The 25,200-nt window shown below is 72.0% G+C and carries 22 protein-coding genes; 10 read left to right on the top strand and 12 right to left on the bottom strand.

Going from position 1 to position 25,200, the window contains the following annotated elements; genetic code table 11:
• Position 1: 1 nt before the first annotated feature.
• The 5 genes from CP970_RS44595 to CP970_RS00450 all read left to right on the top strand — a co-directional run bounded on the left by CP970_RS44595 (position 2) and on the right by CP970_RS00450 (position 4,013).
• Positions 2 to 913 carry a helix-turn-helix domain-containing protein gene (locus CP970_RS44595; protein WP_224058109.1) on the top strand — a complete coding sequence of 304 codons (912 nt, stop codon included), beginning with the start codon at positions 2 to 4 and terminating at the stop codon, positions 911 to 913.
• Positions 910 to 1,770 carry a MerR family transcriptional regulator gene (locus CP970_RS00465; protein WP_055544168.1) on the top strand — a complete coding sequence of 287 codons (861 nt, stop codon included), beginning with the start codon at positions 910 to 912 and terminating at the stop codon, positions 1,768 to 1,770. The genes CP970_RS44595 and CP970_RS00465 overlap by 4 nt, the downstream gene beginning before the upstream one ends.
• Complete coding sequence (locus CP970_RS00460; protein ID WP_055544169.1) at positions 1,767 to 2,993, top strand: glycosyltransferase; 1,227 nt, start codon at positions 1,767 to 1,769, stop codon at positions 2,991 to 2,993. Before CP970_RS00465 ends, CP970_RS00460 begins: the two co-directional genes overlap by 4 nt.
• Before the next feature lie 56 nt (positions 2,994 to 3,049).
• A complete protein-coding gene (locus tag CP970_RS00455) occupies positions 3,050 to 3,295 on the top strand; it encodes a hypothetical protein (protein ID WP_055544170.1) in 246 nt (81 codons plus the stop codon).
• A 145-nt stretch (positions 3,296 to 3,440) separates the two neighbouring features.
• A complete protein-coding gene (locus tag CP970_RS00450) occupies positions 3,441 to 4,013 on the top strand; it encodes a dihydrofolate reductase family protein (protein WP_055544171.1) in 573 nt (190 codons plus the stop codon).
• Between the two features lie 53 nt (positions 4,014 to 4,066).
• Here the strand turns inward: CP970_RS00450 and CP970_RS00445 are convergent, their stop codons facing one another.
• The 3 genes from CP970_RS00445 to CP970_RS00435 form a co-directional block, all read right to left on the bottom strand.
• A complete protein-coding gene (locus CP970_RS00445; RefSeq protein ID WP_055544172.1) occupies positions 4,067 to 5,095 on the bottom strand; it encodes a glutathione S-transferase family protein in 1,029 nt (342 codons plus the stop codon).
• Positions 5,092 to 5,391 (bottom strand): hypothetical protein, encoded by a 300-nt coding sequence (locus tag CP970_RS44590; RefSeq protein ID WP_055544173.1) that lies wholly within the window; start codon positions 5,389 to 5,391, stop codon positions 5,092 to 5,094. Before CP970_RS44590 ends, CP970_RS00445 begins: the two co-directional genes overlap by 4 nt.
• Before the next feature lie 86 nt (positions 5,392 to 5,477).
• Positions 5,478 to 6,968 carry a cytochrome P450 gene (locus CP970_RS00435; protein WP_055544174.1) on the bottom strand — a complete coding sequence of 497 codons (1,491 nt, stop codon included), beginning with the start codon at positions 6,966 to 6,968 and terminating at the stop codon, positions 5,478 to 5,480.
• Positions 6,969 to 7,076: 108 nt separating this feature from the next.
• Here CP970_RS00435 and CP970_RS00430 point away from each other — a divergent pair, with 108 nt between their 5' ends.
• Positions 7,077 to 7,685, top strand: a complete 609-nt coding sequence (locus CP970_RS00430) for a TetR/AcrR family transcriptional regulator (RefSeq protein WP_055544175.1) — start codon at positions 7,077 to 7,079, stop codon at positions 7,683 to 7,685.
• Positions 7,686 to 7,712: 27 nt separating this feature from the next.
• Here CP970_RS00430 and CP970_RS00425 read toward each other — a convergent pair whose 3' ends face one another.
• Positions 7,713 to 8,339 (bottom strand): HAD family hydrolase, encoded by a 627-nt coding sequence (locus CP970_RS00425; protein WP_055544176.1) that lies wholly within the window; start codon positions 8,337 to 8,339, stop codon positions 7,713 to 7,715.
• A gap of 10 nt (positions 8,340 to 8,349) precedes the next feature.
• The gene (locus tag CP970_RS00420; protein WP_055544177.1) at positions 8,350 to 9,108 is read right to left on the bottom strand and encodes a DeoR/GlpR family DNA-binding transcription regulator; all 759 of its coding nucleotides are present in this window, start codon (positions 9,106 to 9,108) and stop codon (positions 8,350 to 8,352) included.
• Between the two features lie 116 nt (positions 9,109 to 9,224).
• Here CP970_RS00420 and CP970_RS00415 point away from each other — a divergent pair, with 116 nt between their 5' ends.
• Positions 9,225 to 10,421, top strand: a complete 1,197-nt coding sequence (locus CP970_RS00415; protein WP_055544196.1) for an MFS transporter — start codon at positions 9,225 to 9,227, stop codon at positions 10,419 to 10,421.
• Here the strand turns inward: CP970_RS00415 and CP970_RS45685 are convergent.
• Together CP970_RS45685 and CP970_RS45680 are read right to left on the bottom strand one after the other, a co-directional pair.
• The gene (locus CP970_RS45685; protein ID WP_224058106.1) at positions 10,399 to 10,665 is read right to left on the bottom strand and encodes a hypothetical protein; all 267 of its coding nucleotides are present in this window, start codon (positions 10,663 to 10,665) and stop codon (positions 10,399 to 10,401) included. The genes CP970_RS00415 and CP970_RS45685 overlap by 23 nt on opposite strands.
• Before the next feature lie 62 nt (positions 10,666 to 10,727).
• Entirely contained in the window at positions 10,728 to 11,006 is a 279-nt protein-coding gene (locus CP970_RS45680; protein ID WP_224058104.1) for a class I SAM-dependent methyltransferase, read from the bottom strand.
• A 205-nt stretch (positions 11,007 to 11,211) separates the two neighbouring features.
• Here CP970_RS45680 and CP970_RS00405 point away from each other — a divergent pair, with 205 nt between their 5' ends.
• Positions 11,212 to 13,371, top strand: a complete 2,160-nt coding sequence (locus CP970_RS00405; protein ID WP_055544178.1) for an alkyl/aryl-sulfatase — start codon at positions 11,212 to 11,214, stop codon at positions 13,369 to 13,371.
• A 6-nt stretch (positions 13,372 to 13,377) separates the two neighbouring features.
• On the opposite strand, the gene CP970_RS00400 is transcribed toward CP970_RS00405, so the two are convergent.
• The 4 genes from CP970_RS00400 to CP970_RS00385 are packed head-to-tail and all read right to left on the bottom strand — an operon-like array spanning position 13,378 to position 18,034.
• Positions 13,378 to 14,757 (bottom strand): GH1 family beta-glucosidase, encoded by a 1,380-nt coding sequence (locus tag CP970_RS00400; protein WP_055544179.1) that lies wholly within the window; start codon positions 14,755 to 14,757, stop codon positions 13,378 to 13,380.
• A gap of 59 nt (positions 14,758 to 14,816) precedes the next feature.
• Positions 14,817 to 15,656, bottom strand: coding sequence for a carbohydrate ABC transporter permease (locus CP970_RS00395; protein ID WP_079043179.1), 840 nt, complete (start codon positions 15,654 to 15,656; stop codon positions 14,817 to 14,819).
• Between the two features lie 31 nt (positions 15,657 to 15,687).
• Positions 15,688 to 16,704 (bottom strand): carbohydrate ABC transporter permease, encoded by a 1,017-nt coding sequence (locus CP970_RS00390; RefSeq protein ID WP_055544181.1) that lies wholly within the window; start codon positions 16,702 to 16,704, stop codon positions 15,688 to 15,690.
• A gap of 10 nt (positions 16,705 to 16,714) precedes the next feature.
• Positions 16,715 to 18,034: an ABC transporter substrate-binding protein gene (locus CP970_RS00385; RefSeq protein WP_055544182.1), complete on the bottom strand. Its 1,320-nt coding sequence runs from the start codon at positions 18,032 to 18,034 to the stop codon at positions 16,715 to 16,717.
• Between the two features lie 188 nt (positions 18,035 to 18,222).
• Here CP970_RS00385 and CP970_RS00380 point away from each other — a divergent pair, with 188 nt between their 5' ends.
• Positions 18,223 to 19,572, top strand: a complete 1,350-nt coding sequence (locus tag CP970_RS00380; RefSeq protein ID WP_055544183.1) for an ROK family transcriptional regulator — start codon at positions 18,223 to 18,225, stop codon at positions 19,570 to 19,572.
• Between the two features lie 166 nt (positions 19,573 to 19,738).
• Here CP970_RS00380 and CP970_RS00375 read toward each other — a convergent pair whose 3' ends face one another.
• Complete coding sequence (locus CP970_RS00375) at positions 19,739 to 23,017, bottom strand: AAA family ATPase (RefSeq protein ID WP_150492826.1); 3,279 nt, start codon at positions 23,015 to 23,017, stop codon at positions 19,739 to 19,741.
• Positions 23,018 to 23,402: 385 nt separating this feature from the next.
• On the opposite strand from CP970_RS00375, the gene CP970_RS00370 reads away from it, so the two are divergent.
• A complete protein-coding gene (locus tag CP970_RS00370) occupies positions 23,403 to 25,169 on the top strand; it encodes an ABC transporter ATP-binding protein (protein WP_191095031.1) in 1,767 nt (588 codons plus the stop codon).
• Positions 25,170 to 25,200 lie beyond the last annotated feature (31 nt).

The raw sequence follows: 25,200 nt of genomic DNA, 5'->3' as shown, positions 1-25,200 counted from the left end.
GGTGATCATCGGGCGGCGCTCCGGGACGCGTATTGAACAGAACGCTCGTCCTGGGGGAGCGGCCGAGAGCTCCGCGTCCGCGGTCTCCGCGTACGAGGTCTCCGCGTACGAGGTCGCTTCGTCCGCAGGGTTTTCGTCCGCAGGGTTGTCGTCCAAGGAGGCGTCCTCGTCCCGCGAGGGCGCCTCGTTCGTCGCTCTCGACGACATCACCCTCTTCGCCGAGCACGGAGCGTACGCGGTCTCCCCGCACCGCCACCCCGCCTGGAAGCTCGTGCTCCCCGTCGAAGGCCACGCCCTCCTGGGAACGTCGGCCGGGGCAGGCGTCCTCGTCCCGCCCCAGTACGCGCACGCCTGTGCCACCTCGGCGGGGTTCGTCGCCGCCTTCCTCGAACCCTGGTCCCTGCGGGGCGACACCGGGGCGCCGACCTGGCTGGACGGGCCGACGGTCCGGCGCCTGCTCGACGCGGCGCGGGACGGTGCGGGTCTGGACGCGGAGGCGTTGCGGGCCGAGTCGACCGCTCTCATGGGGGCGCCCAGGGCTGTCGATCCGCGCATTCCGCTTGCCGTACGGGCAGCGACCGCGGAGGCCACCCGCATCGACGTGGTCGCCGCGGACCTGGGGCTCTCCGCGGCCCGGCTGCGTGCCTTGGTGGCGGCGCAGGTCGGCGTCCCCCTCAGCACCCTGCGCCAGTGGCGGCGGCTGCGTGGCGCTGTCGGTCCGCTCGTGGCCGGGGGCGGTTCCCGGGGCATCGCCGACGCCGCGGCCGCGGCGGGCTTCGCCGACCAGGCGCATCTCACCCGTGCCGCGCGGCGGTTCGTCGGGCGCACCCCGGGCTCGCTGCGGAGCGGCCGACTTGACCCTCACGTCGCGTCAGGCTTCACGCTGTACGTCGACGAAAGGCGAGGTCCATGAGTTACACCGTCGGTCAGGTCGCCGGGTTCGCGGGTGTCACCGTCCGTGCCCTGCACCACTACGACCGCACCGGGCTGCTCACTCCCAGCGAGCGCAGCACCGGCGGCTACCGCCTGTACACCGATGCCGATCTGGCCCGGCTCCAGCAACTCCTCTTCTACCGCGAACTCGGCTTCACGCTCGAGGAGACCGCCGAGATCCTGGCCGACCCGGGTGCCGGTGCCCTCGACCGGCTGAGGGCCAGGCGCAGCGCGCTGCGCGAGCAGATCGGCGAGCTCGAGCGCCTGGTGGAGGTCGCCGATCGGGCCATCGAAGTCCAGCGGACCGGGGTGCGGCTCGGCCCTCAGGAGCGGTCCGAGGTCTTCGGGGAGATCACCTTCGATCTGAGCTACGCCACCGAGGCCGAGCTGAAATGGCAGGACAGCGCGGGGCACCGGGCCGCGATGCGGAGCGCCGCCGAACACTCCAAGGAGGACTGGGCGCGGCTCATGGGCGAGGCCGCCCAGTGGCGGGACGAGTTGCTCGCGGCCTTCGACGCCGGTGAGGTCGCCGAGGGGGAGCGGGCGCGGGAGCTGGCCGAGGCGCACCGCCTGCACATCGCCCGCTGGTTCACCGACTGCCCGCCCGACATGCACCTGCGCATCGCCGACGACTTCGTCGCGGACCCGCGCGCCTTCGCGCTGGTCGTCCCACCGTCGCAGCAGCGGCCGGGGCTCGCGGACTATCTGCGTACGGCGGTACGGGCCAATGCGCGGGCCCCTCGGGACTCTCACGGTCAGCGAGAGGAAGAGGGTGACTCTCACCCTAAACCTGAGGGTGAGAGTCGTGAGGAGAGAGGGATACGGGGAAGCCGATGACCAGGATCCTGATCGCCGCCGCCGGTTCGTACGGGGACGTCGCGCCCTACACCGGCCTCGGCGCCCGGCTGCGCGAGGCCGGTCACGACGTCGCGCTCGCCACGCACGACTCCTTCGCTCCGCTCGTCACCGCGGCGGGCCTGGACTTCCGGCCGCTGCCCGCGGGGCCTGACCGCCGGGGCCCGGCGGCCGGGCAGGGCAGCGGGGAACTCATGCGGACCGCCCGCGCCTTCGTGCGGAAGCTGGGCGACGGCCTCGCCGACGCCGCGGACCGGGGCGCCGACCTCCTGCTTCTCTCCACCACCACGGCGCCGCTCGGCTGGCAGCTGGCCGAGGCCATGGACGTACCGGCCATCGGAACGTATCTCCAGCCGACCCACCCCACGCGGGACTTCCCGCCCGTCGTCGGCGGCACGCGGTCGCTCGGTGGTTTCGCGAACCGTGCGCTCGGCCGCTTCTCCCTGCGCATGGTCGACCGCGTGTACGCCGACGCCGTACGCGACCTGCGTGCCCGCCTCGCGCTGCCCGGCGTCAAGCCGGGCGAGGTCAGGGCCCGGCAGGAGCGGGAAGGGCGTCAGGTCCTGCACGGCTTCAGCGCGGCCGTGGTGCCCCGGCCCGCCGACTGGCGTCCTGGCCTCGACGTCGTCGGCAACTGGTGGCCGCACGACGACCAGGAGCGCCCCCTGCCACCGGAACTCGACGCGTTCCTGCGGGCCGGGCCGCCGCCGGTCTTCATCGGCTTCGGCAGCATGGCCGCAGGCGAGGGCGAGCGGCTGAGCGAGATCGCGGTGACGGCGCTGCGCGCGGCCGGACTGCGCGGAGTGCTCCAGTCAGGCCGCGCGGAGCTCGCCGCCTCCGGGGACGACATCGTCACCGTCGGCGAGGTGCCGCACGCCAGGCTCTTCCCCTGGGTCGCGGCCGTCGTGCACCACGCGGGCGCGGGCACCACGGCGGCGGCACTGCGCGCGGGAGTCCCCGCCGTGCCGGTGCCGGTCATGGCCGACCAGCCGTTCTGGGCCGCACGGCTCGCGGCCCTGGGGGCGGCGACCGCACCCGTCCCCTTCAAGGAGCTGACCGCGCCACGCCTCGCGGACGCGCTCGGCCGCGCGGTCCGCGAGCCCGGCCACGCCAGCGCCGCGGCCCGCCTCGCCCGTGCGATGGCCGCGGAGGACGGGGCGGGCCAGGTACTCAAGGAGGTCGAGCGGATCGTCGGGTCCGAGTAGCCCGAGCGGCCGACTGGCTAGGCGGTTTCCCCGGCCGCCGTGGAAGAGTTCAGGACATGACCGAAAGCGCGTACCTGTACATGGCGAACCCCCGGATCACGGTGCTCGGCGTGCAGCCCGGCAGCCCGCCGTTCCGCATCGTGGAGATCGATGGGGAGGTGGTCGGCAAGGCCAAGACCGTCACGGACGTCCTCGACGCGGCCGTCATGGCGGGCATCACGGTGCACGATCTGGACGACCCGGACGCGGTGCGCTGGGTGGGCGGCGACAAGTTCACCTGGGACCTGTCCAGCGCCGTCTAGCCCTGTCCGGTGTCGTGTCGTACCGATGAGTTTCCGCGTGACCCGCGGTCATAGTGCTGGTTGATGCGCGCAAGTCGAACATGTGGTCCAATCGCGCGTCGATCGAATCTGGTGAGATTCGGACACGAGATACCGAGGAACTTAGATGCGCACTCTGATCAGTACCGCTTTCGTCTCGCTCGACGGTGTCGTGGAGGCCCCGGGCGGCGAGCCCGGATACCGGAACTCCGGATGGACCTTCAAGGACATGGAGTTCCTCCCCGAGGCGTTCGAGATCAAGGGACGTGAGCAGCAGGAAGCCACGGCGATGATGATGGGTCGCACCAGCTACGAGGCGTTCAGTCCCGTGTGGCCCGACATGGCGGACTTCGCCGACTACAAAGTCATGCCGAAGTACGTCGTCTCCACCACCCTCGGCGAGGGCGACCTCGTGTCGAACTGGGGCGAGACCACGATCCTGCGCTCGCTCGACGAGGTCGCCGCGCTGAAGGAGACCGAGGGCGGCCCGATCATCGTGCACGGCAGCGCCTCCCTGAACCAGGCCCTCTCGGACGCCGGCCTGATCGACCGGTACCACCTGCTCGTCTTCCCGCTGCTGCTCGGTGCGGGCAAGCGGCTCTTCAGCGCCACGGACAAGGACACCCAGAAGCTGAAGCTCGTCGAGCACGAGGCGTACGCCAACGGCCTGCAGAAGAACGTCTTCGACGTACTCCGCTGACGAGGGCGAGGCGGCGGAGGGCGCGGGGCACGGGAAGGGCCAGGGCGCGACGATCAGGGCCGTCCGGCGGCAGGCACCTCCTCGTCCTCCGGCACCGGACCCGGCGGCGTCCCCTCGCCGAACGGCCGCCCGCCGAGCTCCTCCCGGTGATGCGGCGTCAGCCAGCCCGCCAGATCGGGGCCGAGCGGCACGATCCTGGTCGGATTGACGCCCGTGTGCACCTGGTAGTAGTGCCGCTTGATGTGGTCGAAGTCGATGGTGTCGCCGAAGCCGGGGGTCTGGAAGAGGTCCCTGGCGTACGCCCACAGGACCGGGTCCTCGGTCAGCTTCCAGCGATTGCACTTGAAGTGGCCGTGGTAGACGGCGTCGAACCGCACCAGGGTGCAGAACAGCCGGATGTCCGCCTCGGTGATCGCGTCCCCGACGAGATAGCGGCGGCCCGCGAGGCGCTCCGACGTGAGCTCCAGACGGCGGAACAGCTCGGCGCAGGCCGTCTCGTACACGCTCTGCTCCGGTGCGAAACCGGCGCGGTACACGCCGTTGTTCACCTCGCGGTAGATGCCCTCCATGACCGTGTCGATCTCGTCGCGCAGCGGCTCCGGATACAGCTCGGGCGCACCCGCCCGGTGCAGAGCCGTCCACTCGGTGGCGAGGTCGAGGGTGATCTGCTGGAAGTCGTTGGTGACCAGCTTGCCGCTCGGCACGTCCACGATCGCGGGCACGCTGACGCCGCCCGGATAGCCGGTCTCACGCGCCTCGTACGCCTCGCTCAGGAAGCGGATGCCGAGGACGGGGTCGCGGTCGTCGGGATCCAGCGTGAACCGCCAGCTCCGGTCGTCCTGGACGGGGTCGGTGACCGCGAGCGAGAGGGCGCTCTCCAGACCGAGCAGACGCCGCGCGATCATCGCCCGGCCCGCCCAGGGGCAGGCGCGGCTCACCACGAGGCGGTAGCGGCCCGCCTCGACCGGCCAGCCGTCCCGCCCGTCGGCGGTGACTCGGTCCGCGAAGTGGCTCTTGGAGCGCTTGAACTCCTTGTGGCCGTACGAGTCGTTGCCCTCCGGTGTCCTGTCTTGCGCGCTCATGACGGGCTCCCCTCGTGCGTGCGGGAACGGGGTGCGGGGGCGGCCTCGGCGCGCGGCCCGGCCACCGTCCGCGGGAGCGGCGCCAGATCGTAGATCCGGTCGATGAGCGCCGCCTCGTTGCCCGCGAGGCCCGCGCGGCGCAGCGCCTCGTCGGCCTCCGCGATCGGCCCCGCGAGCAGCGAGGCCGCCGCCGCGACGGAGACCGCGTCGGGGTCGGCGAGCGCGGCGCGCGCGGTGTGCAGCAGCCGCAAGCAGGCCTGGGCGGCGAGCAGTTCCTCGGACGGCGTGCCGGTCATGTCGAGTGACTCCTCTGCGCTGGATGGCACGGACGGCATCGCACCGATGCCACCTCCACTGTGGCGCACGGGTCTGACAATGGCCCCTACGCGGCCCCGGCGCGGCGGCCGAGCCGCAGCGTGAGGCCGTCCGGCATGAGGGTCAGGCGCTCGGCGATCCGCAGCCGGTAGCCGGGATCGGCGTGCAGGTCGTAGCGGCGCAACAGCAGTCCGAGGACCAACGTGGCCTCGTGGAGCGCGAACTGACGGCCGATGCAGGCACGCGCTCCGGTGCCGAACGGTTTGAAGACGTGCGCGGGCCTCGCGCGTACCGCCGATGGCGCGAACCGGTCGGGATCGAACTCCGCCGCGTTCTCGCCCCAGGCCGCCGGGTCGCGGTGCAGCATCGTCGCGAGGACCAGCGCCCAGGCGCCCCTGCGCATCGGATGGACGCCGCCGAGCGTGGTGTCCTCGCGGGCCTCGCGCGCGAAGCCCGGCGCGGTCGGCCACAGTCGCAGCGATTCGTCGAGCACCCGGCGTAGATAGCGGAGCTTGGCCACCTGCTCGTAGGCGGGCTCGCCGTCGGCTCCCCAGACCTCGTCGACCTCGGCACGCGCGCGGGCGAGCACATCGGGGTGGAGCGACAAGTAGTGCAGCGCGAACGACAGCGCGCCGGACGTCGTCTCGTGCCCCGCGACCAGGAAGGTGATGACCTGGCGGCGGATGTTCTCGGCGGAGAGCCGCTCCCCGGTGTCGGGGTGGGCGACCTCCAGCATCCGGTCGAGCAGATCGCCCTGGCCGCCGCCGGAGCCACCGGCGGCGCGGCGGGCCGCGACCACCTCGTCGACGGTGCGGTTGAGGTAGGCCATGTCGGCGTCGTTGCGCCGGTCGGCGCCGCGCAGCAGCAGCGGGCCGAGCAGCGGCGGCACCACGTTGCGGCGCTGGGCGAAGGAGAGCGTGCCGACCATGGCCGTCACGAAGGGGTGCGGCGCGGCCCGTTCGAAGGAGCCGAAGTCGTGGCCGAAGCCGGTGCGGGCGATGGTCTCCAGGGTCAGCTTCGTCATGTCGCCGGGCACGTCCACCGCGTCGCCCGCCGCCTCCCGCTCGTCCCACCGGGCGGTCAGCTGCCGTGCGACGTCCAGCATCAGCGGGTGGTAGCCCGCCATCGCGTCCCGGCTGAACCCGGGGGCGAGGATGTCGTGCGCGAGCTGCCAGTTGGGCTCGTGGTTGTACGCGGTGAAGAGCCCGTCGCCCGCCACGGGGCGGAGGTTGGCGACGCCGAGGCCCACGTGCTTGGCGAACCGTGACTCGTCCGCGAGGTCGGCGGCGAGGTCGGCCCCCGACACGAAGACGAACTCCTTGCCGAAGGCCTTCCGCCGGAAGATCGGCCCGAGCCGGTCGGCCATCCGCATCGAATCCTGCAGCGGGGTGCGGACGTTGACGCCGAGCACGTCGCCGAGCAGCGGGACGCGGCGCGGCGGATGCGGGATCCGGTGCAGCTCGGGCCAGCCCTGCTCCGCGCTGCGGAAACCCTTCGCGAGCCCGGTGGGGCCGGTGGTGTTCGTGTTCCCCGTCGCGGGCCGCGTCGTCTGCGCCATGTGCCCATCTCCCTTGTCCGACGGGCCCCTTGGGCCTGTTGTACGTGGATTCAATAGGAGGTTCCAGTCTGGTGCCGTTGTTGAATTCGCGTCAAGTAAGGTGCCTGCATGGCCGTGGACCCGCAGCAGCGCACACGTCGCAGACTGACCACGGAGGAGCGCCGTGAGCAGCTGCTTTCGGTGGGGTCGCGGCTGTTCGCGCAGAAGCCGTACGACGATGTGTGGATCGAGCGCGTCGCGGAGATCGCCGGGGTCTCACGCGGCCTCCTGTACCACTACTTCCCGACCAAAAGGGACTTCTTCGCCGCCGTCGTCCAGCGCGAGAGCGAGCGGATGCTGCGCCTGACGGCGGCCGTCCACGGGGTGCCGGTGCGCGAGCAGATCACCACCGGACTCGACGCGTTCCTCGGCTATGTGGAGACCCACGCGCACGGCTTCCGGGCGTTCCACCGGGCCGAGGCGGCGGGCGACCCGCTGGTGCGCGAGGTCTACGGGGAGGGTCTCGCCGCCCAGGAACGGCAGATCCTCGCGGCCCTCGCCGCCGACCCGGGCGCGGGGGAACTCACCCAGGACTTGCCCACGCTGCGCCTCGCCGTACGGGGCTGGCTCGCCTTCATGGTGGCCGTCTGCCTGGAGTGGCTGGAGGAGCCGGACCTGACGCGGGAACAGGTGCGGGACCTGTGCGCGAAGGCCCTGCTCGGCGCGATCACGCGCTGAGGGCGTGATCGCGCGCTGAAGGTGCGATCACACGCTGAGGCCGAGCGCTTCCCTCAGCTTCGCGGGGGAGGTGAAGAGGTGCCCGCGCAGACCGACCGCCTCGGCGGCCCGGATGTTCTCCTCGCGGTCGTCGATGAACAAGACGTCGTCCGGAGCGGCACCCAGGGCCTCCAGGCACCAGAGATAGGCGCCCGGCTCGGGCTTGGCGTGGCCGATGCGGCAGGAGAAGGCGCGCACCTGGAACCGCTTGAGCCAGGAATGCCGCTCTTCGTAGTGGGCGGTCAGCTCCTCGGGGATGTTGGACAGGAGCGCGATCGGCCTGCCCGCCGCCGCGAGTTCCTCGATCAGCGCGACCATGGTCTCGTCGACGGCGCTCCAACTGGCGATGTCGGCCTCGACGAGGCGCGCGATCCGCCGCTCGTCGACGTGCGTGCCGAGTGCGTCGGCCACCCGCCGCCAGTACGCGGGGCCTGTCACGTCCCCGCGGTCGTACGGCTGACGCAGCCCCCAATAGGCGTCCCAGAAGGCGGTTTCGGGGACGTCCGCGAGCGCCGCGAGGCGGTCCTTGCCGTCCTGTGACTGGTGGCGCGCGATGACGCCGAACATGTCGAAGAGGAGGATCGCGGGGCTGGACTCGGCGTCGATGTGGTTCATGGGGATCGGGTCATACCTTTCGTACGGTCACGCCCGCCGTGGCGAGCGCGTCGGTCTCCTCGTCCCGCGCCGAGGTGTCCGTGACGACGGCGTGCAGGGCGGTGGCGGGCGCGACGAACGCCAGGGCGGTACGGGAGAGCTTGGCCGCTTCCGCGACGGCGATGACCCGGCGGGCCGAGCCGATCGCGGCGCGTTTCACGGCGGCGTCGTCCAGGTCGTAGGCGGTCAGGCCGTCCGCTGCGGTGAGCCCGCAGCAGCCGATGACGGCCGTGTCGAAGCGTAGGGCCGCCAGTGACGCGGCGGTCAGCGGCCCCGTGAGCGCGAGCTCGCCGGGCCGCGGCCGCCCGCCGGGCACGAGCAGCGTCACCTGCGGCGCCCCGGTCAGCGCGTGCACCGCGTGCAGGGACAGTGGCATGACGGTCACCCTGCGGTGCGCCAGTACGCGGGCCACTTCCAGGCAGGTCGTGCCGCTGTCGACGACGACGGACTCGCCGTCGGCGATGAGCCCGGCGACCTCGGCGGCGATGCGCCGCTTGGCCTCGATGCCGTCCTGTTCCCGCAGCGCGAAGGGCGGTTCCTCGCCGCGCAGCAGCAGGCTGCGGGCGCCGCCGCGGTAGCGCTCGAGGACGCCCTGGTCGGCGAGCGTCTCCAGGTCGCGCCGGATGGTCATCTCCGAAGCGCCGGTGAGTCCGGCGAGTTCCGTGACGCCCATCCGGCCCGCCTCGCGCACGGCGTCCGTGATCTGCCGAAGTCGATCTGTACTGGCCACTCCCACATCAAACATCATGTGTGTTCGAAAATCAAACTTCCGAACATCAATGCTGTTCGTTATGTTCGTTCAGGTAGGCCGAGTAAGACAGAAGTGGGGAGAGACGCGTGGAGACGATGGAGAACAGCGTGGACAGCAGACTGCGGGCCGCCCGGCGGGCCACATTCGGCTACTTCGCCCTGAACGGCTTCCTCATGGGGATGTGGATCGTCCACATCCCCGCGATCGAGGACCGCGCGGGGATCAGTCACGCCGTGCTCGGCTGGCTCCTGCTGCTGCTCGGCGGGGGCGCCTTCGTGGGGATGCAGATCGTCGGCCCGCTCACGGACCGGATCGGCGCGCGCACCGTCGTACCGGTGAGCGCCGCGCTGTGCAGCGTCACCCTGGTGCTGCCGGGCATCGCCACCAACGTCTGGGCGCTCGGCGCGGCGCTCCTCGCGCTCGGCTTCGGCAACGGCTGCCTGGACGTCAGCATGAACGCCCACGCCGTCCAGGTCGAGCACGGCTACCGACGGCCCGTCATGTCCGCCTTTCACGCCACGTTCTCCATCGGCGGCGTCCTCGCGGCCCTGGTCGGGGCCCGCACGCTCAGCTGGGGCTGGAGCCCCGCGGCGACGCTCGCCGTGATCGCCGCGGCTGGTCTCGCGGCCGCCGCGCTGGCCGCCCCGGCGCTGCTCCGCGCCGAGCGCGCGGACCCGGAAGCCGGAGCGGCGGCGGCGACGGTCAAGCGCCGCACTCCCCGGCGGATCTGGTTCCTCGCGGCCCTCGCCCTGACGCTGATGCTCTGCGAAGGCGTCGCCAACGACTGGAGCGTGTTGCACCTGCGCGACGTCCTCGACGCGCCCGCCGCCACCGCGGCCCTCGCCTACGGAGCCTTCGCCACCGCCATGACGGTGGGCAGGCTGCTCGCCGACCGGGTGGCCGCCCGCTTCGGCCCGGTCGCCATCCTCCGCTACGGCGCGGGCGTGGCCGCGGTCGGTCTCACCGTGGCCGCGCTCTCCCCGTGGATTCCGATGGCCCTGATCGGCTGGACCGTGTTCGGCGCGGGCCTCTCCGGCTGCATACCGCAGCTCTTCAGTGCCGCGGGCCACGCTGACCGGGACGCGGCGGGCGCCAACGTCTCGCGCGTCGCGGGGCTCGGCTACCTCGGCATGCTGGCGGGCCCCGCCGTCATCGGACCGCTGACCCACTTCATCCCGCTCAACCTGACGTTCCTCCTGCCGGTGGCGTTCTGCGTGGTCGCCGTCTGCGCGGCGGGTGTCGTGCGCCCGAGCCGGGCGCCGAGCGACGTCACGCCCGCCGTGCGATCGTGACGATCTCGCGGCTCTCGGCGGTGACAGGGCCGCGCTCCCAGTCCCCGTACTGGGCCTCGACGGTGAATCCCGCATCGGCGAGGAAGCCCCCGAGGGCCGCGACGTCGAGGAAGCGCAGGCTCGTGCGGTCGACCCGCAGCACGCTGCCGTCGGGGGTGCCGACGGACTCGGTGAACGTCACCACGTCCCCGGCCACCTCCTGCACCTCGTGCCACACCCGCACGGCGTGCCCGGCCCCGTCCACGAGGTCCCGTGCGTGCGACGGATTCCACTGCTCCCAGGCGCAGGCCTGCGGATGGCGGGTGTCTAAGGAGAAGCGTCCGCCGCCACGCCGTGCACCCACTCGACGTCCGCGCGCCGACGCGCCCGGTCGAGCATGGCGGCGGACGGGTCGAGGCCGACGAGCCGTCCCGCGTGCCCACGCGCGCGTGCCTGGTGCAGCATGACGCCGGTTCCGCAGCCCACGTCGAGGGCGGCGTCGGCCCGCATGACGAGGCCGTTGTAGAAGGCGTCGGAGTAATGGCGGGTGCCGTCCCACGGGTTGAGGAGGTCGTAGAGGGCGGCGGTGTCGGCGTCGGAGTACATCCGGCCAGTGTGGGCGACCGTTCCGGCCGATCGTTCGCCGGGCCCTGAGAGGCGTGGGCCCCGGAGCGGTGGCGTCAGGCCTCCTGTCCGGGGCGGAAAACCTCAGCCAGCGGCTTGATCGCACTCTTGTGCGTAACATCACGCACACATAGCGTGACGATCGTTCTCATCCCATTGCCATGCATTCGCGGGAGGATGCTGCGTCATGCCCGAAAAGTCTGAGTACGTCGAGCCCATCGAGCCCTCGGCCGCCGTCGCCGCGGCGAATCGCAAGGCTGCCGAGGCGGCCAACGCCGCCGACGAGAAGGACGGCAAGGACTTCGCCGATGCCAGCAGGTTCCAGATCGCCCCGCCCGACGTCCCGGTGATCATGTCCCGCAAGAACCCGGAGAAGGTGGTCTGGGACTTCACCGCCTACGAGTTCCTGGAGCCGGACACGCGCACGGAGATGGCGACGGTCAACGGCAGCCTGCACCGGCAGGGCGAACTGACCGCCATTTCCGGGCTGTTCCAGGTCACGTCCTGTCGCGAATACCGCGTCTACCAGGTTCGCGGCTACGACCTGTCCAACATGACGATCATCGAGCACGACTCGGGTCTGGTCATCATCGATCCGCTCGCCTGCTACGAGACCGCACGGGCCGCCTTACAGCTGTTCCGGGACAAGACGGAGCTGACCAAGGAGCAGCGGCCCGTCAAGGGGCTGGTCTACACCCACTGCCACGTCGACCACTTCGGCGGCGCCCGCGGCGTCTTCGCCGAGCTGGGCGATCCGCTGGAGCCGGGGGTCCCGGTCGTCGCGCCGGACGGCTTCCTGGAGCACGCGATCAGCGAGAACGTCTACGCGGGTCCGGCCATGGCGCGGCGCGCGCAGTACATGTACGCGGCGCAGCTGGACAAGGGCCCCACGGGGCAGGTCGGTTCGGGCCTGGGCCTGACGATCTCCACGGGTGAGGTGACGCTCGTTCCGCCGACCGTCTACATCGGCGGGCCGGAGCACCAGCCGGTCGCCAAGAACTCCTGGAAGAGCTCGTACGTCATCCCCTGGCGGCCGGGTCTGTACGCCTACGAAGGGTTCGGCTTCCCGCTGGTCCTCCAGCTCACGCCGGGCACCGAGGCCCCGGCGGAGATGAACATCTACCTCCCGGACGCCAGGACACTGTGCATCGCGGAGAACGCCACGCACACCATGCACAACATCCTCAGCCTGCGCGGCGCGCAGGTCCGGGACGCGCACGCCTGGTCCAAGTACCTCACCGAGGCGATCCAGACCTTCGGCAAGGAGACCGACGTCCTGTTCGCCTCGCACCACTGGCCGATGTGGGCCGAGGTGGAGAACGAGGAGCCGGGCGAGAAGGTGTCCAACAAGCGCATCCTCGAATTCCTGAACAAGCAGCGCGACATGTACGGCTACCTCAACGACCAGTCGCTGCGCATGATCAACGCCGGTTACACCGGCATCGAGATCTCCGACCGGCTCGAAGCCCTCCCGGAGGGCCTGCGCGACCACTGGTACAACCAGGGCTACTACGGCTCGATGAGCCACAACCTCAAGGCGGTCTACCAGCGCTACATGGGTTGGTACGACGGCAACCCGGCCCACCTGTGGGAGCTGCCGCCCGCTCAGGCGGGAGCGGCCTACGTGGCGGCGATGGGGGGCGCGGAGGCCGTGGTCGACGCGGCCCAGCTCGCTTATGACAGCGACACCTCGGGAGGCTTCCGCTGGGCCGCCGAGCTGCTCAACCACGTCATCTTCGCGGCCGCGGCCGAAGACGGCAGCCCGCTGGCCGAGCCGCAGGTCACCCGGGCGAAGGAGCTGCAGGCCAAGGTCTTCACCCAGCTCGGCTACGGCAGCGAGAACGGCACCTGGCGCAACGCCTACCTCACCGGCGCCCAGGAGGTCGTGGACGGCCCGCAGCCGCTGATCACCAGCCAGACGTCCGCCGACCTGATCCGCAGCACCACGTTGGACCAGTACTTCTCCGCGCTCGCCCGGAGCGTGGACGGGCCGACGGCCGCCGAGCAGTACCGCGAGCCGATCGCGCTCAACTGGGTCTTCACCGACGAGAACGGCGTGGCGACCGGCGACACGTGCACCACGACGCTCCGCAACGGCGTGCTGGTCTTCGTCGAGGGCGGTGACCGCTTCGTCGAGGCGCCCGCGGCGACCATCAAGCTGACCCGCCGGGCGCTCGACGAACTGGCCGAGTCCCCCGGCTTCAAGGAGAACTTCAACAAGGCGGTGCAGGACAAGAAGATCGCCCTGGAGGGCGACAAGGCCCAGGCGGCGACCGACGCCGTCTTCGGCACGCTGACCCTCCCCGACCCGAAGTTCCCCATCGTCACCCCGCACCAGCCGAACTGACCGGCGCTACCTCGTCCCGGCCCGGCTGCCGATGACCGGGGAGCCGGGCCCGCCGCTCCGCTGGGCGCGGATCAGATCCGCGTAGTGGCGCCCGCTGTCCTTGACCGTGCGGCGCTGCGTCGCGTAGTCGACGTGGACGAGTCCGAAGCGCTTGTCGTAGCCGTACGCCCACTCGAAGTTGTCGAGGAGGGACCAGGCGAAGTAGCCCGCCAGCGGGGCGCCGCGGTCGGTGGCACGGGCGCAGGCCGCCAGGTGTTCGTGGAGGTAGCGGGTGCGCTCCGCGTCGTCGATCGTGCCGTCGGCGCGGACCACGTCGGGATACGAGGAGCCGTTCTCCGTGACGTACAGCTCGCGCGCCCCGTACTCCTCGGTGAGGCGCATCAGGAGGGTCTCGATGCCGGACGCGTCGATCTCCCAGTCCATGCCGGTGCGCGGGACGTCGGGCCGGTGGATCTGGCGGGCGAAGGGGGCCGGGCCCGTCGGGTCGTCGGTGACGACGGCGGGGAAGTAGTAGTTGAGGCCCAGCCAGTCCAGGGGCTGGGCGATGGTCGCCAAGTCGCCCGCCCGCTCCGGGAGTTCCACGCCGTAGACCTCCCGCATGTCCGCGGGGAAGCCGAGCCCGTGCAGTGGGTCGAGCCACCAGCGGTTGGTGTGGCCGTCCGCGCGCCGGGCCGCGGCGACGTCCTCGGGGCGGTCGGAGGCGGGCCGCACCGGCGAGAGGTTGTTGACGACGCCGACCCGCGCGCCGGGCGCCGCGGCGCGGATCGCCTGGGTGGCCAGGCCGTGGCCGAGGAGCAGGTGGTAGGAGGCACGCACGGCGGCGGTGAGGTCGGTGAGGCCCGGCGCCATGCGGCCCTCCAGGTGGCCGATCCACGCCGAGCACAGCGGTTCGTTGAGCGTGGCCCAGTGGCGCACCCGGTCGCCGAGGCGCTCGGCGACGATCGATGCGTAGGCCGCGAAGTGCTCGGCGGTCGCCCGCTCGGGCCAGCCCCCGCGGTCCTGCAGCGCCTGCGGCAGATCCCAGTGGTAGGCGGTCGCGTTCGGGGTGATGCCCGCGTCGAGCAGGGCGTCGACCAGCCGGTCGTAGAAGTCGAGACCGGCCGCGTTCACCGCCCCCGAGCCGTCGGGGGCGATGCGCGGCCAGGCGATCGAGAAGCGGTAGGAGTCGACGCCGAGCTCCCGCATCAGCGCGATGTCCTCGGGCCAGCGGTGGTAGTGGTCGCAGGCGATGTCGCCGGTGTCGTCGCCGTCGACGCGGCCCGGTGTGTGCGCGAACGTGTCCCAGATGGAGGGCGCGCGCCCGTCCTCGTCGACGGCTCCCTCGATCTGGTACGCGGAGGTGGCCACGCCCCACACGAAGTCCCGGGGGAGTGCGGAGAGGTCCATGGCTGAGGGGTGGATCACGGAAGTCCTTTCGGGGGTGGGTGCTTGACGGCTCGCGCCGGTCATTTGACGGCGCCCGCTGTGAGTCCGGCGACGAGATAGCGCTGCAGGAGCAGGAAGCCCGCGACGACGGGCACGCTGACGACGAGCGAGGCGGCCATGACCTGGTTCCAGTACACGTCGTTCTGGGTGGCGTAGCCCTGCAGGCCGACGGCGAGCGTGCGCGTGGTGTCGTTGGTCAGCACGGAGGCGAAGAGCACTTCGCCCCACGCGGTCATGAAGGCGTAGACGGCGACCGCGACGATGCCGGGGATCGCGGCGGGCACCACGACGCGGAAGAGCGCGCCGAGCGGCCCGCATCCGTCGACGAGTGCCGCCTCGTCCAGTTCCCTGGGCACCGAGTCGAAGTATCCGATCAGCATCCAGATGGAGAATGGCAGCGAGAAGGTGAGATAGGTGAGGATGAGCCCGGCGCGCGAGCCGAACAGGGCGATGCCCGTGGCGTTGCCGAGATTGACGTAGATCAGGAAGAGCGGCAGCAGGAACAGGATGCCGGGGAACATCTGCGTGGACAGGACGGTCACGGTGAAGACGCGCTTGCCGCGGAACGTGTAGCGGCTGACCGCGTACGCGGCGAACACCGCGATGACCACCGAGCAGACGGTCGCCGCGCCCGCCACGATCAGCGAGTTCATGAAGTAGTCCGCGAGCGGGACGGTCGTCCAGATGTCGAGGTAGGGGCGGACGGTGAAGCCGCTGGGCAGCCAGTGGAACGACCCCGACACGTCCTCCAGCGGCTTCAGGGAGCTGCTGATCATCACGTACACCGGAAGCAGGACGAACCCGGTGAGCAGCGTCAGGAAGATCCGCCGCGTCCACAGGAACGAACGCGGCGCGGCCATCGGGGAGCGGCCCGCCCGCACCGTTGATCGGCTAGACATCGGCGCTCCTCCGCCCTCGCGAGGTCACGAGCAGGTAGCCCGCGGTCACCAGGAGCAGGAAGAGCAGCAGCAGGACCGACATCGCCGAGCCCGCGCCGAAGTTCCAGGTGACGAACGAGGACTGGTAGATGTGGATCGAGATGAGGTCCGCGGCCTCGGGGGCGGCCTTGCCGAACAGCACGTACGGCGTGTTGAAGTCGTTGAACGTCCACAGGAACAGAACCAGGACGAGCACCTGGTTGACCGGGCGCAGCGAAGGCAGCGTGATCCGGCGCAGCTGCTGCCAGATTCCCGCGCCGTCGATGGCGGCCGCCTCGTACAGCTCCTTGGGGATGTTCTGCAGGCCGGCCATGACGATGAGGAAGGCGAACGGCCAGCCCTTCCACACCGACACGGTCAGGAGCGCGACGAAGCTGTTGTCGCCGATCAGCCAGAACGGCCGGGTGTCGGTGAGGCCGAGCTGGTCGTGCAGGACGTGGTTGATCAGTCCCGTGTCGCGCTGGAACATGAACGACCAGGTGATCACGGCCGCGTACACCGGAAGCGCGTACGGCGTCAGGAAGACGGCCCGCAGCAGGCCGCGGCCCCGGAAGTTCTCCTGCATGAACACCGCGGCGGCCGTGCCGATCAGCCAGCACAGGCCCACGGAAAGCACCGTGAACACGACGGTGACGGCGAAGGAGTGCAGCAGGGCCTCGCCGACCGGTGCGTCGAAGTCGACCGCCGTCGCGTAGTTGTCCAGGCCCGTCCAGGGCGCCGCGCCCCAGTCGCGGACGAAGAACTGGGTGAGCTCCTTGAAGCTCATGAAGATGCCGACGGCCATCGGCACGAGGTGGACGAGCAGTTCGAGCAGGAGCGCGGGAAGCAGCAGGAGATAGGGGAGCGAGAGGCGGCGCAGGCGCGCGGGGAGCCGGTCGCGCAGCGTGCGCCCGGGCGTGGGCGGGCCCGCCTTCGTGCCCTCGCCTTCCGTGCCGTCGCGCGGTCCGCGCGGTGAGGTCAGCGTGGTCATCAGGCGGCGCTCAGCTCTTCGGCATCTGCTGCTGGGCCTTGGACAGTTCGGCCTTCACCGAGTCCGTGGTCACGCCCCTGCCCGCCGCCGCGTCCGCGAAGAGCTTCTTGATCGCGGTGCCCACCGACGTCTCGAACTGCGACTCGTCGGGGACCTGAGGCAGCGGCGCCGCGCTCTTGAGGAGCGTGTCCCGCAGTACGGCGGTGTCGGCCCGGTCGAACGCCGCGTCCCGCTGCGCCGCCCTGACCGGCGGGATCGATCCGTACGCCTTGTTGAGGTGCGCCTGCTCGGTGTCGCTCGTCATGAACTTGACGAACTTCCGCGCGCCGTCGATGTTGTCGGTGTTCTTGAAGACGGCCAGATTGATGCCCGCCACCATCGAGTTGACCTTCTCGCCCGCGCCCGGAAGGCCGGACGCCACGGGCACGGGGGCCACCCCCCACTCGTCCGGCTTCATGCCCTGCGCCTCGAACGTGGTCGCCGCAGCCTGCCAGAGTACCATCGCCGTCCTGCCCCGCGCGAAGTCCCGCAGCGACTGGTTCTGCGCGTACTCGGCGTTGCCCGGCGCGATGATCTTGTCCTTGGCCATGAAGTCGACGTATTGCTTCACGGCCGCGACGGCGCCGTCGGAGGTGAACGTCGGCTTCCCGTCCGCGTCGAAGAAGTCGGCGCCGTGCTGTTTGCCGAGCGCGAAGGCCTGGTGGATGTTATTGACCAGGTTCGAACCCTCGGCGCCGAGCGCCCACTTGCCGCCCTTGGACAGCTTCTTGCCGTCGGCGACCAGCTCGTCCCAGGTGGCCGGGGGCCCGTCGATCCCGGCGTCCTCGAACATCGCCTTGTTGTAGTAGAGCGCGTACGACAGTGAGTACAGCGGCACCGCCGCAGGATCCTTGCCGGTGGCGCCCGTCGACCCCAGCGCGGCGGGGACGAACCTGTCACGGCCGCCGATCGCCGCGAAGTTCTTCGCGTCCCACGGCAGCAGCGCGCCGGTGGCCTGGAGCGAGGACGACCAGCTGTTGCCGATGTTCAGGACGTCGGGGCCCTGCCCCGACGTGGTCGCCGCCAGGATCCGGTTGAGCAGGTCGGACCAGGGGATCACCTCGAGTTTGACCTCGATGCCCGTCTGCTCCTCGAACTTCTTCAGCTCGGGCGTCAGGATCTTCTTGTCCGCGGCGAGGTTCGGCCCCTGGTTGGACGCCCAGTAGGTGAGGGTCTTGGTCGACGCGTTGCTGCCCTCGCCACCCGCGCTGCTCCCGCCGCCGCACGCCGCGGCGGTGCCGGTGAGGGCGGTGACGGTGAGGAGGGCGGCAGCGGCTCGGATTCTGCGCATGACGGATCCGTACCTTTCGTGGTGTTCGACTCTTGATGATCGACACGGGTGATCAACGGACTTATGGGCGCGCCGAGTTCAGCGCCTGAACGAATTCACGACTTAATTTAGGACGTGAGTTAAAACCTGAGGGATAGTCGCGTCAAGGGGTCGCGCACGGGTATGTTGCGGACCGGAGGGGAGTTCACATGGTTGAACGGGGCAGTCGGACGGTGCGCGACCTGCGGGTGGGCAATCGCGCCACGGTGCTGCGGCGGCTGTACTTCGGCGGGCCGATGAGCCGTCAGGCGCTCGGCCCCGCGACCGGACTCAGTTCGGGATCCGTGAGCAACGTCGTCGCCGAACTCGCCGCGGACGGCCTCCTGGAGGAGGCGGGCGTCGTCGAGTCCGACGGCGGCCGCCCGCGCACGCTCCTGCGCGTCGCCCCGTCCCGCGGCCGCCTCATCGGCGTCGACGTGGGGGAGACGCGGGTGCGCGTGGAGGCGTTCGACCTGGCGCTCACCGAACTGGCCCGTACCGAGCGGCCGTTGACGGACTCGGGCCACGATGTGGAACTGATCGTGCGTCACATTCGGGACGGGATCGCGGAGGTGGGCGGCGGCTCACCGGATGGCGGGGCGCCGGGCAGCGGCTCGGCCGGTGGCGGCGAGCTGATCGGCGTGGGCGTGGGCGTGCCGGGGATCGTCGACCGGGACGCGTCGGGCGCCACGGTGGTGCACGGTCAGACCATCGGCTGGGACGCCGTCCCGCTGGAGGCGATGCTGCGCGAGGCCGTCGAACTCCCCCCGGACACGGCCTACTTCGTCGACAACGGCGCACGGGCGCTCGGTCAGGCGGAGATGTGGTTCGGCGGCGGGCGCGGCGCGCGGGACGCGGCGATCGTCCTGTTCGGCTCGGGCGTGGGTGCGTGCGTCGTGGCCGACGGCGTCATCCACGGCGGTGCGCGCGGTGGCCCTGCGGAGTGGGGCCACCTCACCGTGAGCGTCCGTGGCCGCAGGTGCCGCTGCGGAGCCCGTGGCTGCCTGGAGGCGTACGCGGGGGCCGAGGCCCTGCTGGAGCGATGGCAGGAAGCCGGTGGTCAACTGCCCCCGGGCGCCGACGAGGAGACAGGCGTGAGCGCCCTGCTCGCCGCCGCGCATCCGCGGGACGGGAGTACGCCCGACCCCGTCGCGCTGGCCGTGCTCGACGAGACCGCCGAGTACCTGGGCGCGGGCATCTCCGACCTCGTCAACCTCTTCGGTCCCGAACGCGTCCTGGTCGGCGGCTGGGCGGGCCTCCAGCTCGGCCCGCGTCTGCTGCCCGCCGTACGGGAGTACGCCGACGCGTACGCCCTGCGCCACCCCGCCGCCCGCGTCACCATCGACCTCGGCCAACTCGGCCCGGACGCGGTCACGGTGGGCGCGGCGACACTGCCCCTCGCGGACTTCTTCAGCCGTGGCGGACGCCGGGCGACACCGTCCCGCACGGAGTCGGCGACAGCGGCGGTGCCCGACTGGCAGACGGTCCTGGAGGGGCGGGGAGCGCAGGGAGCGAGGTGAGCGCGGTTCGCCGGGCGGCGTGTCACCCGACGCCGTGGTCCTCCGGCTGACGCCGCCGGGTGATCAGCCAGGTGCCGCCGACTATCAGCAGGGCGAAGACCGCGAGGCCCACGCCCTGCGCGGCCAGTGGCAGTTGAGCAGGCAGGATGGGTTGGCGCGGGAGCGGTCATGGGTGCAGGTCCGGGTGTCGGGCGGATGGCGACGGCCCCTCCTCGATGTCCGCGATCAGCTGATGGATGAGAGCGGCACCGGGCGGCCCGGCCACCGTGACGACGGCCGGGAGGCCGTTACCGGTCGCCGTCGTGCCGTCCGCCTCGCCCGTCGCGGTGGTCCTGGCGGCCTTGGCGGCGCCCGCCACCCCGTTCGCCCCGGCGAGCGCCTTGTGCGCCCTGCGCCAGGCGCGGCTGCGGCGCCCGCGCAGATGGTCGACGAGCGCCTGCGCGTACTGCGTCATGGACCGCGTCCATAAGTCGTGCCGGGGCTGCGGGCCCGCCGACGCGCGACGGATGCTGCGCCGGGCGGCTGCGGGGCTGACCCTCGCTTGTGCCACGGCGAGGAGCGCCCAGCTGACGGCGGCGGGCGGGCCGTGCTCCGCGTGCACGGGAATGATGTCGGCGGCCTCCCGCAAGTGGGCGATGGCCCGCTCCGTCCTGCCCTCCTCCAGGGCGAGCGCGCCGAGTACGTGTGAGACCCGCCCGATCGTGGCGTCGTCCCCCGCGAGTACGCCCACGCGCCAGGCCTGGCCGAGGAGTTCGGCGGCGTCGGGCGCGTCGACGCACACGGCGAGCCAGCCCGCGAGCCACAGCGCCTGACCGCACAGGCGGGTGTCGGCGCGGCCCACCGGCAGCAGCCGCCGCAGGTGCTCGCGCCCCTCGGCGGCCCGGCCGCAGACGGCCCACCAGAACCACAGGTCCACGGCCACGGCGAGCGCCGCGGCCGCTTCGTCGGCACGGTGGGGCTGCCTGGCGAGCGAGGCGTGCAGATTGTCCTCTTCCTCGCGGACGAGCGCCGTGGCCCGTTCGTGCAGGCCCGTGCTCCACAAGTGGTGGGCGCTCGAAGCGATGTTCGCGTACCAGTACAGGTGGCGGCTGACGGCGGCGGCCGTCTCGCCCGCCGACTGGAGCCGTTCGGCGCCGAAGCCGCGGGCCGCCTCCGTCATGCGGTAGCGCGGGGGCAGCACGCCGCCCGGGTCGCGGACGGGCGTCAGGACGGAGGCGAGCACGAGGCGGGCCAGACAGACCGGCACCTCCTCGGCGCCGAGGCCGCCGCCCGAGCACACGAACACGGCGGCGTCCTCGTCGAAGTCCCCTGCGAAGACGCTGAGCCGCGCCCAAGTGGTGCGCTCCGTCGGCTCGCAGAGGGCGTATCCCGCACCCACGGCGGCCCGCAGCGACCGGTGCCTGCGCAGCGCCGCGTCCGGCACGCCGAGCCACCCCTGCCCGGCGTCCAGCATCCGCACGAGCTGCACCATCGAGTACTCGGCGACCTGCGCGGCCGCCAACTCGATGGCCAAGGGGACGCCTTCGAGGCGGCGGCAGATGTGGAGGGCGATACGGAGCTCGTCGTCGGAGGGCTCGCCGCTGTCGGGCAGAGCGCGATGGTCTCCGGCCAGCGGCGCCGTGTGATGGCGGGCAGGGAGCTCCGCGTCCGTGGCTCCGTGGATGGGAGGGGCCGCGTCCGCGCCCGGGGCGGATTTCGTGTTCGCGGGTACGACGGGTGCCGCGTCGGCGCGGGCAGGCTCCGGGCCACCGTGCAGGGCAGACGCCGCGTCCGGTCGTACGACAGGCTCCGCATCGCGGCGCGGAGACTCGTCGGCGTCGGTGAGCGGCGGTGCCGAGGGGCGGGGCGCCTGTAGTCGTGCATCCGCGCCGCCCGCGACGGGCAGCCGCTCGCCGTGGCGCATCGGCGATTCGGTGTCGTGTTCCGGCGGTGCGTCCGAGGAGCCGTGCGTCGGTGTTTGTCCGGCCTCGCGTCCCCGCGCCCCCGGTGCGTCCCGTTGGCCGCCGGGCGTCGGCGGTTCGGTGCCGTGGGCTGGCGGGTCCGAGGTCCCGTGCGTCGGTGTTTGCCCGGTCCTGTGCCTCGGCAGTTCGGGGGCGTGCTGTTCGCCGTCGCGCATCAGTGATTCGGTGTCGTGTTCCAGCGGTGCGTCCGAGGAGCCGTGCGTCGGTGTTTGTCCGGCCTCGCGTCCCCGCGCCCCCGGTGCGTCCCGTTGGCCGCCGGGCGTCGGCGGTTCGGTGCCGTGGGCTGGCGGGTCCGAGGTCCCGTGCGTCGGTGTTTGCCCGGTCCTGTGCCTCGGCAGTTCGGGGGCGTGCTGTTCGCCGTCGCGCATCAGTGATTCGGTGTCGTGTTCCAGCGGTGCGTCCGAGGAGCCGTGCGTCGGTGTTTGTCCGGCCTCGCGTCCCCGCGCCCCCGGTGCGTCCCGTTGGCCGCCGGGCGTCGGCGGTTCGGTGCCGTGGGCTGGCGGGTCCGAGGTCCCGTCCGCCGACGTTTGCCCGGTCCCGTGCTCCGGCAGTTCGGGGGCGTGCTGTTCGCCGTCGCGCATCGGCGATCCGGTGCTTTGCTCCACCAGCCTCTCCGAGGTCCCGTCCGTCGGCGTTTGCCCGGCCCCGTGCTCCGGCAGTTCCGGGGCGTGCTGTTCGCCCCCGCGCATCGGCGATTCGGCGCCGTGCTCCACCGGCGCCCCCGAGGAGCCGTCCGTCTGATCGCCTCCCCGCGCCCCCGCCGCAGGCCCCTTCCGCCCCCGTTTGCCGGGGATGGCCCACGCCGCCCGCCCCCGTCGGGCGCGCGCCACCGCGCCGCGCAGTCGCAACACTCCCGCGTCGCCGTCACCCGGCACCTCCGCCGCCCCGGTGGAAGCCGCCCGCCGACCCGCCGACGCGGCCCGTACCCGGTCCAGGAACAGCGCGACCGCGGGGGCCAGCTCCGCGTCGTCGGACCCGGACGGTGTGACGGCGAGTGGGCCAAGGCGTAGGACCGCCTCGTCGCCGAGGCCGAGTGGATGGCGGCCCGCCGCGAGGATCCGTACGCCCGGAGCGCCTTCGAGGAGCGCGTGCACCAGGTGGACGCAGTCGGCGCGCACCGGGTCGAAGTCGTCGAGCACCACCAGCATCCGACGCGACCGCAACCGTGCCACCAGGTCCGTGACGCCGACCGCGGCGCCGGTGCCCTCGGCCGCCGCGTCCAGCGCCTCGGCCACCGTTTGCGCGACCGTCCTGCGCCGCGCGGGCCCGCCGTCCCACCAGCGCACCCGCACCACGCCGTCCGGGAGCGAGCCGCCGACCGCGGCGGCCGCGTGCGCGGCGAGGAGGCTCTTGCCGACTCCCGCGCCACCCACCACCGTGACCAGGCGGCGCTGCGCGAGAAGCCTGCGCAGGGTTCCTAGTTCCTCGGTTCGTCCGACCAAGATCCGCTCGGCCAGGGACCGCCCGGTCAGGGGGCGCTCCACCGGATCGCCCCTCCTCGGCCCCGAGCGCCCCCGCCGGGCATCGCCCGTCCCGTCACCCCGTACTCGCACGCCGCTCCACTCCCACTCGCGTCCTTCACCGCCGCGAGCCTCGCTGCCCGCCCCGTGCCACGGTCGCCGTGCAGAATCGTCACTGCACCCGTTTCGACAGATCGTCTAACTCTCCGTCGACATCAGGGGTAGTGAAGCGCCGGGCGAATCATGCGGGGCAGCTAACCGTCGTAACCCTGTACGAGCACCCCGGCGGGAGACGCGTGCCGCGCCAGTCAGGTGGATCACCGCCCAGCGCGTCCTGCCAGACGTGACCGACGCAGCCCCGGACTCCGCGAGAGCCGCCACCGCCCCTGCCCCCGAGACGCCCGAACGCCTGCCCGCGAGGGAGACCTGGCGCGCCCTGTACCGCCACTTCCGGCCGCACCGCGGGGCCGTGGCCCTGGGCGCTCTCTTCACGCTGATCGGCGCGGCGTCGGGGCTCGCCCAGCCGCTGGCGGCCAAATCGCTCGTGGAACGGCTCGGCACCGACGAATCGATCACCGGCATCCTGCTGCTCCTCACCGGGCTCGTACTGCTCGGCACCGCGATCGAATCCGTCGGCGCCTACGTCCTGGAACGCACTGCCGAGTCCGTGGTGCTCGCGGCCCGGCGCACCCTCATCGGGCGGCTGCTGCGGCTGCGCCTCTCGGAGGTGGAGCGCACCCAGCCGGGCGACCTGATGTCCCGGGTCACCTCGGACACGACGCTGCTGCGCGCGGTGACCACCCAGTCCGTGGTGTCCGCGGCCACCGGCGGGTTCACCTTCATGGCGACGGTCGTGATGATGGCGCTGATGGACCCGGTCCTGCTCGGCGTCACGCTGGGCGTGATCGTGCTCATCGGCGGCGCGACGGCCCTGGTCATGCCGAAGATCGCGCAGGCGACACAGCGCGCCCAGGAGGCGGTCGGCACGATCTCGACCGCGTTGGAGAGGGCGTTCGGCGCCTTCCGCACCCTCAAGGCGTCCGGTGCCGAACGGCGCGAGGCGGCCGCCGTGCGGCAGGCCGCCCAGGAGGCGTGGCGGCACGGCGTGCGGTCGGCCAAGTGGCAGTCGGTGGCGTGGAGCTCGGTCGGACTCTCCGTACAGGTGTCGTTCCTCGCGGTGCTCGGCATCGGCGGCGCGCGGGTCGCGTCCGGCGCCATCTCCATCGCGACGCTGGTGGCCTTCCTGCTCTACCTCTTCTACCTGATCGACCCGGTCTCGCGCCTGGTCGAGGCGGCGTCGCAGTACCAGGTGGGCTCGGCGGCCGTCGCCCGGATCGTGCAGGCGGAGCGGCTGGAGACGGAGGAGGTGGACGGCCCCGACGCGAGGGAGTCGACTGAACCGGGCGCCGCCCGGCCCTCCGCCGCTTCCGTCGCCTTCGAGGACGTGCGATTCCGCTACCGCGAGGACCTTCCGTACGTCCATCACGGCGTGAGCTTCGACGTGCCGGGGCCCGGCATGACCGCGTTCGTCGGCCCCTCCGGTGCGGGCAAGACCACCGTGTTCGGGCTGATCGAGCGGTTCTACGACGCGTCGGGCGGCCGCGTCCTGGTCGACGGCAAGGACGTCCAGGAGTGGCCGCTCGCCGAACTCCGGTCCGCCATCGGGTACGTCGAGCAGGACGCGCCCGTCCTCGCGGGCACGCTGCGCGAGAACCTGCTCTTCGGGGCGCCGGGTGCCACCGATGACGACATCGACGACGTTCTCGTACGCGCCCGTCTCGACGCCGTGGTACGGCGGCTGCCCGAGGGCCTGGACACGGTCGTCGGACACCGGGGCTCCAAGCTGTCCGGTGGCGAGCGGCAGCGGGTGGCGATCGCCAGGGCGCTGCTGAGGAAGCCGCGGCTGCTCCTGCTCGACGAGGCGACCTCGCAGCTCGACGCGGTCAACGAACTGGCCCTACGTGACGTGGTGGCCGAGGTCGCCCGTGAGGTGACGGTCCTCGTGGTGGCGCACCGGCTTTCGACGGTGACGCTGGCCGACCGGATCGTGGTGATGGACGCGGGCGGCGTCCGCGCGACCGGCACGCACGCCGAACTGGTGGCGGGGGACCCGCTGTACGGGGAGCTGGCGGCGACACAGTTCCTCGCGACATCGGCGGGGGTGTCGGCGACGTGAGCCGGTCCATGGGCCCCGGTGCGGGTCAGGA

The organism is Streptomyces kanamyceticus (assembly GCF_008704495.1).
Classification (GTDB): Bacteria; Actinomycetota; Actinomycetes; order Streptomycetales; family Streptomycetaceae; genus Streptomyces; species Streptomyces kanamyceticus.
This window is presented reverse-complemented; position numbering and strand designations above follow the sequence as displayed.

What these genes read in the sequence shown, in the direction of transcription:
- CP970_RS00465 (WP_055544168.1), top strand. Translation starts at nt 910, where the DNA reads ATGAGTTACACCGTCGGTCAGGTCGCCGGGTTCGCGGGTGTCACCGTC.
- CP970_RS00460 (WP_055544169.1), top strand. Translation starts at nt 1,767, where the DNA reads ATGACCAGGATCCTGATCGCCGCCGCCGGTTCGTACGGGGACGTCGCG.
- CP970_RS00455 (WP_055544170.1), top strand. Translation starts at nt 3,050, where the DNA reads ATGACCGAAAGCGCGTACCTGTACATGGCGAACCCCCGGATCACGGTG.
- CP970_RS00450 (WP_055544171.1), top strand. Translation starts at nt 3,441, where the DNA reads ATGCGCACTCTGATCAGTACCGCTTTCGTCTCGCTCGACGGTGTCGTG.
- CP970_RS00445 (WP_055544172.1), bottom strand. Translation starts at nt 5,095, where the DNA reads ATGAGCGCGCAAGACAGGACACCGGAGGGCAACGACTCGTACGGCCAC.
- CP970_RS44590 (WP_055544173.1), bottom strand. Translation starts at nt 5,391, where the DNA reads ATGACCGGCACGCCGTCCGAGGAACTGCTCGCCGCCCAGGCCTGCTTG.
- CP970_RS00435 (WP_055544174.1), bottom strand. Translation starts at nt 6,968, where the DNA reads ATGGCGCAGACGACGCGGCCCGCGACGGGGAACACGAACACCACCGGC.
- CP970_RS00430 (WP_055544175.1), top strand. Translation starts at nt 7,077, where the DNA reads ATGGCCGTGGACCCGCAGCAGCGCACACGTCGCAGACTGACCACGGAG.
- CP970_RS00425 (WP_055544176.1), bottom strand. Translation starts at nt 8,339, where the DNA reads ATGAACCACATCGACGCCGAGTCCAGCCCCGCGATCCTCCTCTTCGAC.
- CP970_RS00415 (WP_055544196.1), top strand. Translation starts at nt 9,225, where the DNA reads ATGGAGAACAGCGTGGACAGCAGACTGCGGGCCGCCCGGCGGGCCACA.
- CP970_RS45680 (WP_224058104.1), bottom strand. Translation starts at nt 11,006, where the DNA reads ATGTACTCCGACGCCGACACCGCCGCCCTCTACGACCTCCTCAACCCG.
- CP970_RS00405 (WP_055544178.1), top strand. Translation starts at nt 11,212, where the DNA reads ATGCCCGAAAAGTCTGAGTACGTCGAGCCCATCGAGCCCTCGGCCGCC.
- CP970_RS00400 (WP_055544179.1), bottom strand. Translation starts at nt 14,757, where the DNA reads ATGGACCTCTCCGCACTCCCCCGGGACTTCGTGTGGGGCGTGGCCACC.
- CP970_RS00395 (WP_079043179.1), bottom strand. Translation starts at nt 15,656, where the DNA reads ATGGCCGCGCCGCGTTCGTTCCTGTGGACGCGGCGGATCTTCCTGACG.
- CP970_RS00390 (WP_055544181.1), bottom strand. Translation starts at nt 16,704, where the DNA reads ATGACCACGCTGACCTCACCGCGCGGACCGCGCGACGGCACGGAAGGC.
- CP970_RS00385 (WP_055544182.1), bottom strand. Translation starts at nt 18,034, where the DNA reads ATGCGCAGAATCCGAGCCGCTGCCGCCCTCCTCACCGTCACCGCCCTC.
- CP970_RS00380 (WP_055544183.1), top strand. Translation starts at nt 18,223, where the DNA reads ATGGTTGAACGGGGCAGTCGGACGGTGCGCGACCTGCGGGTGGGCAAT.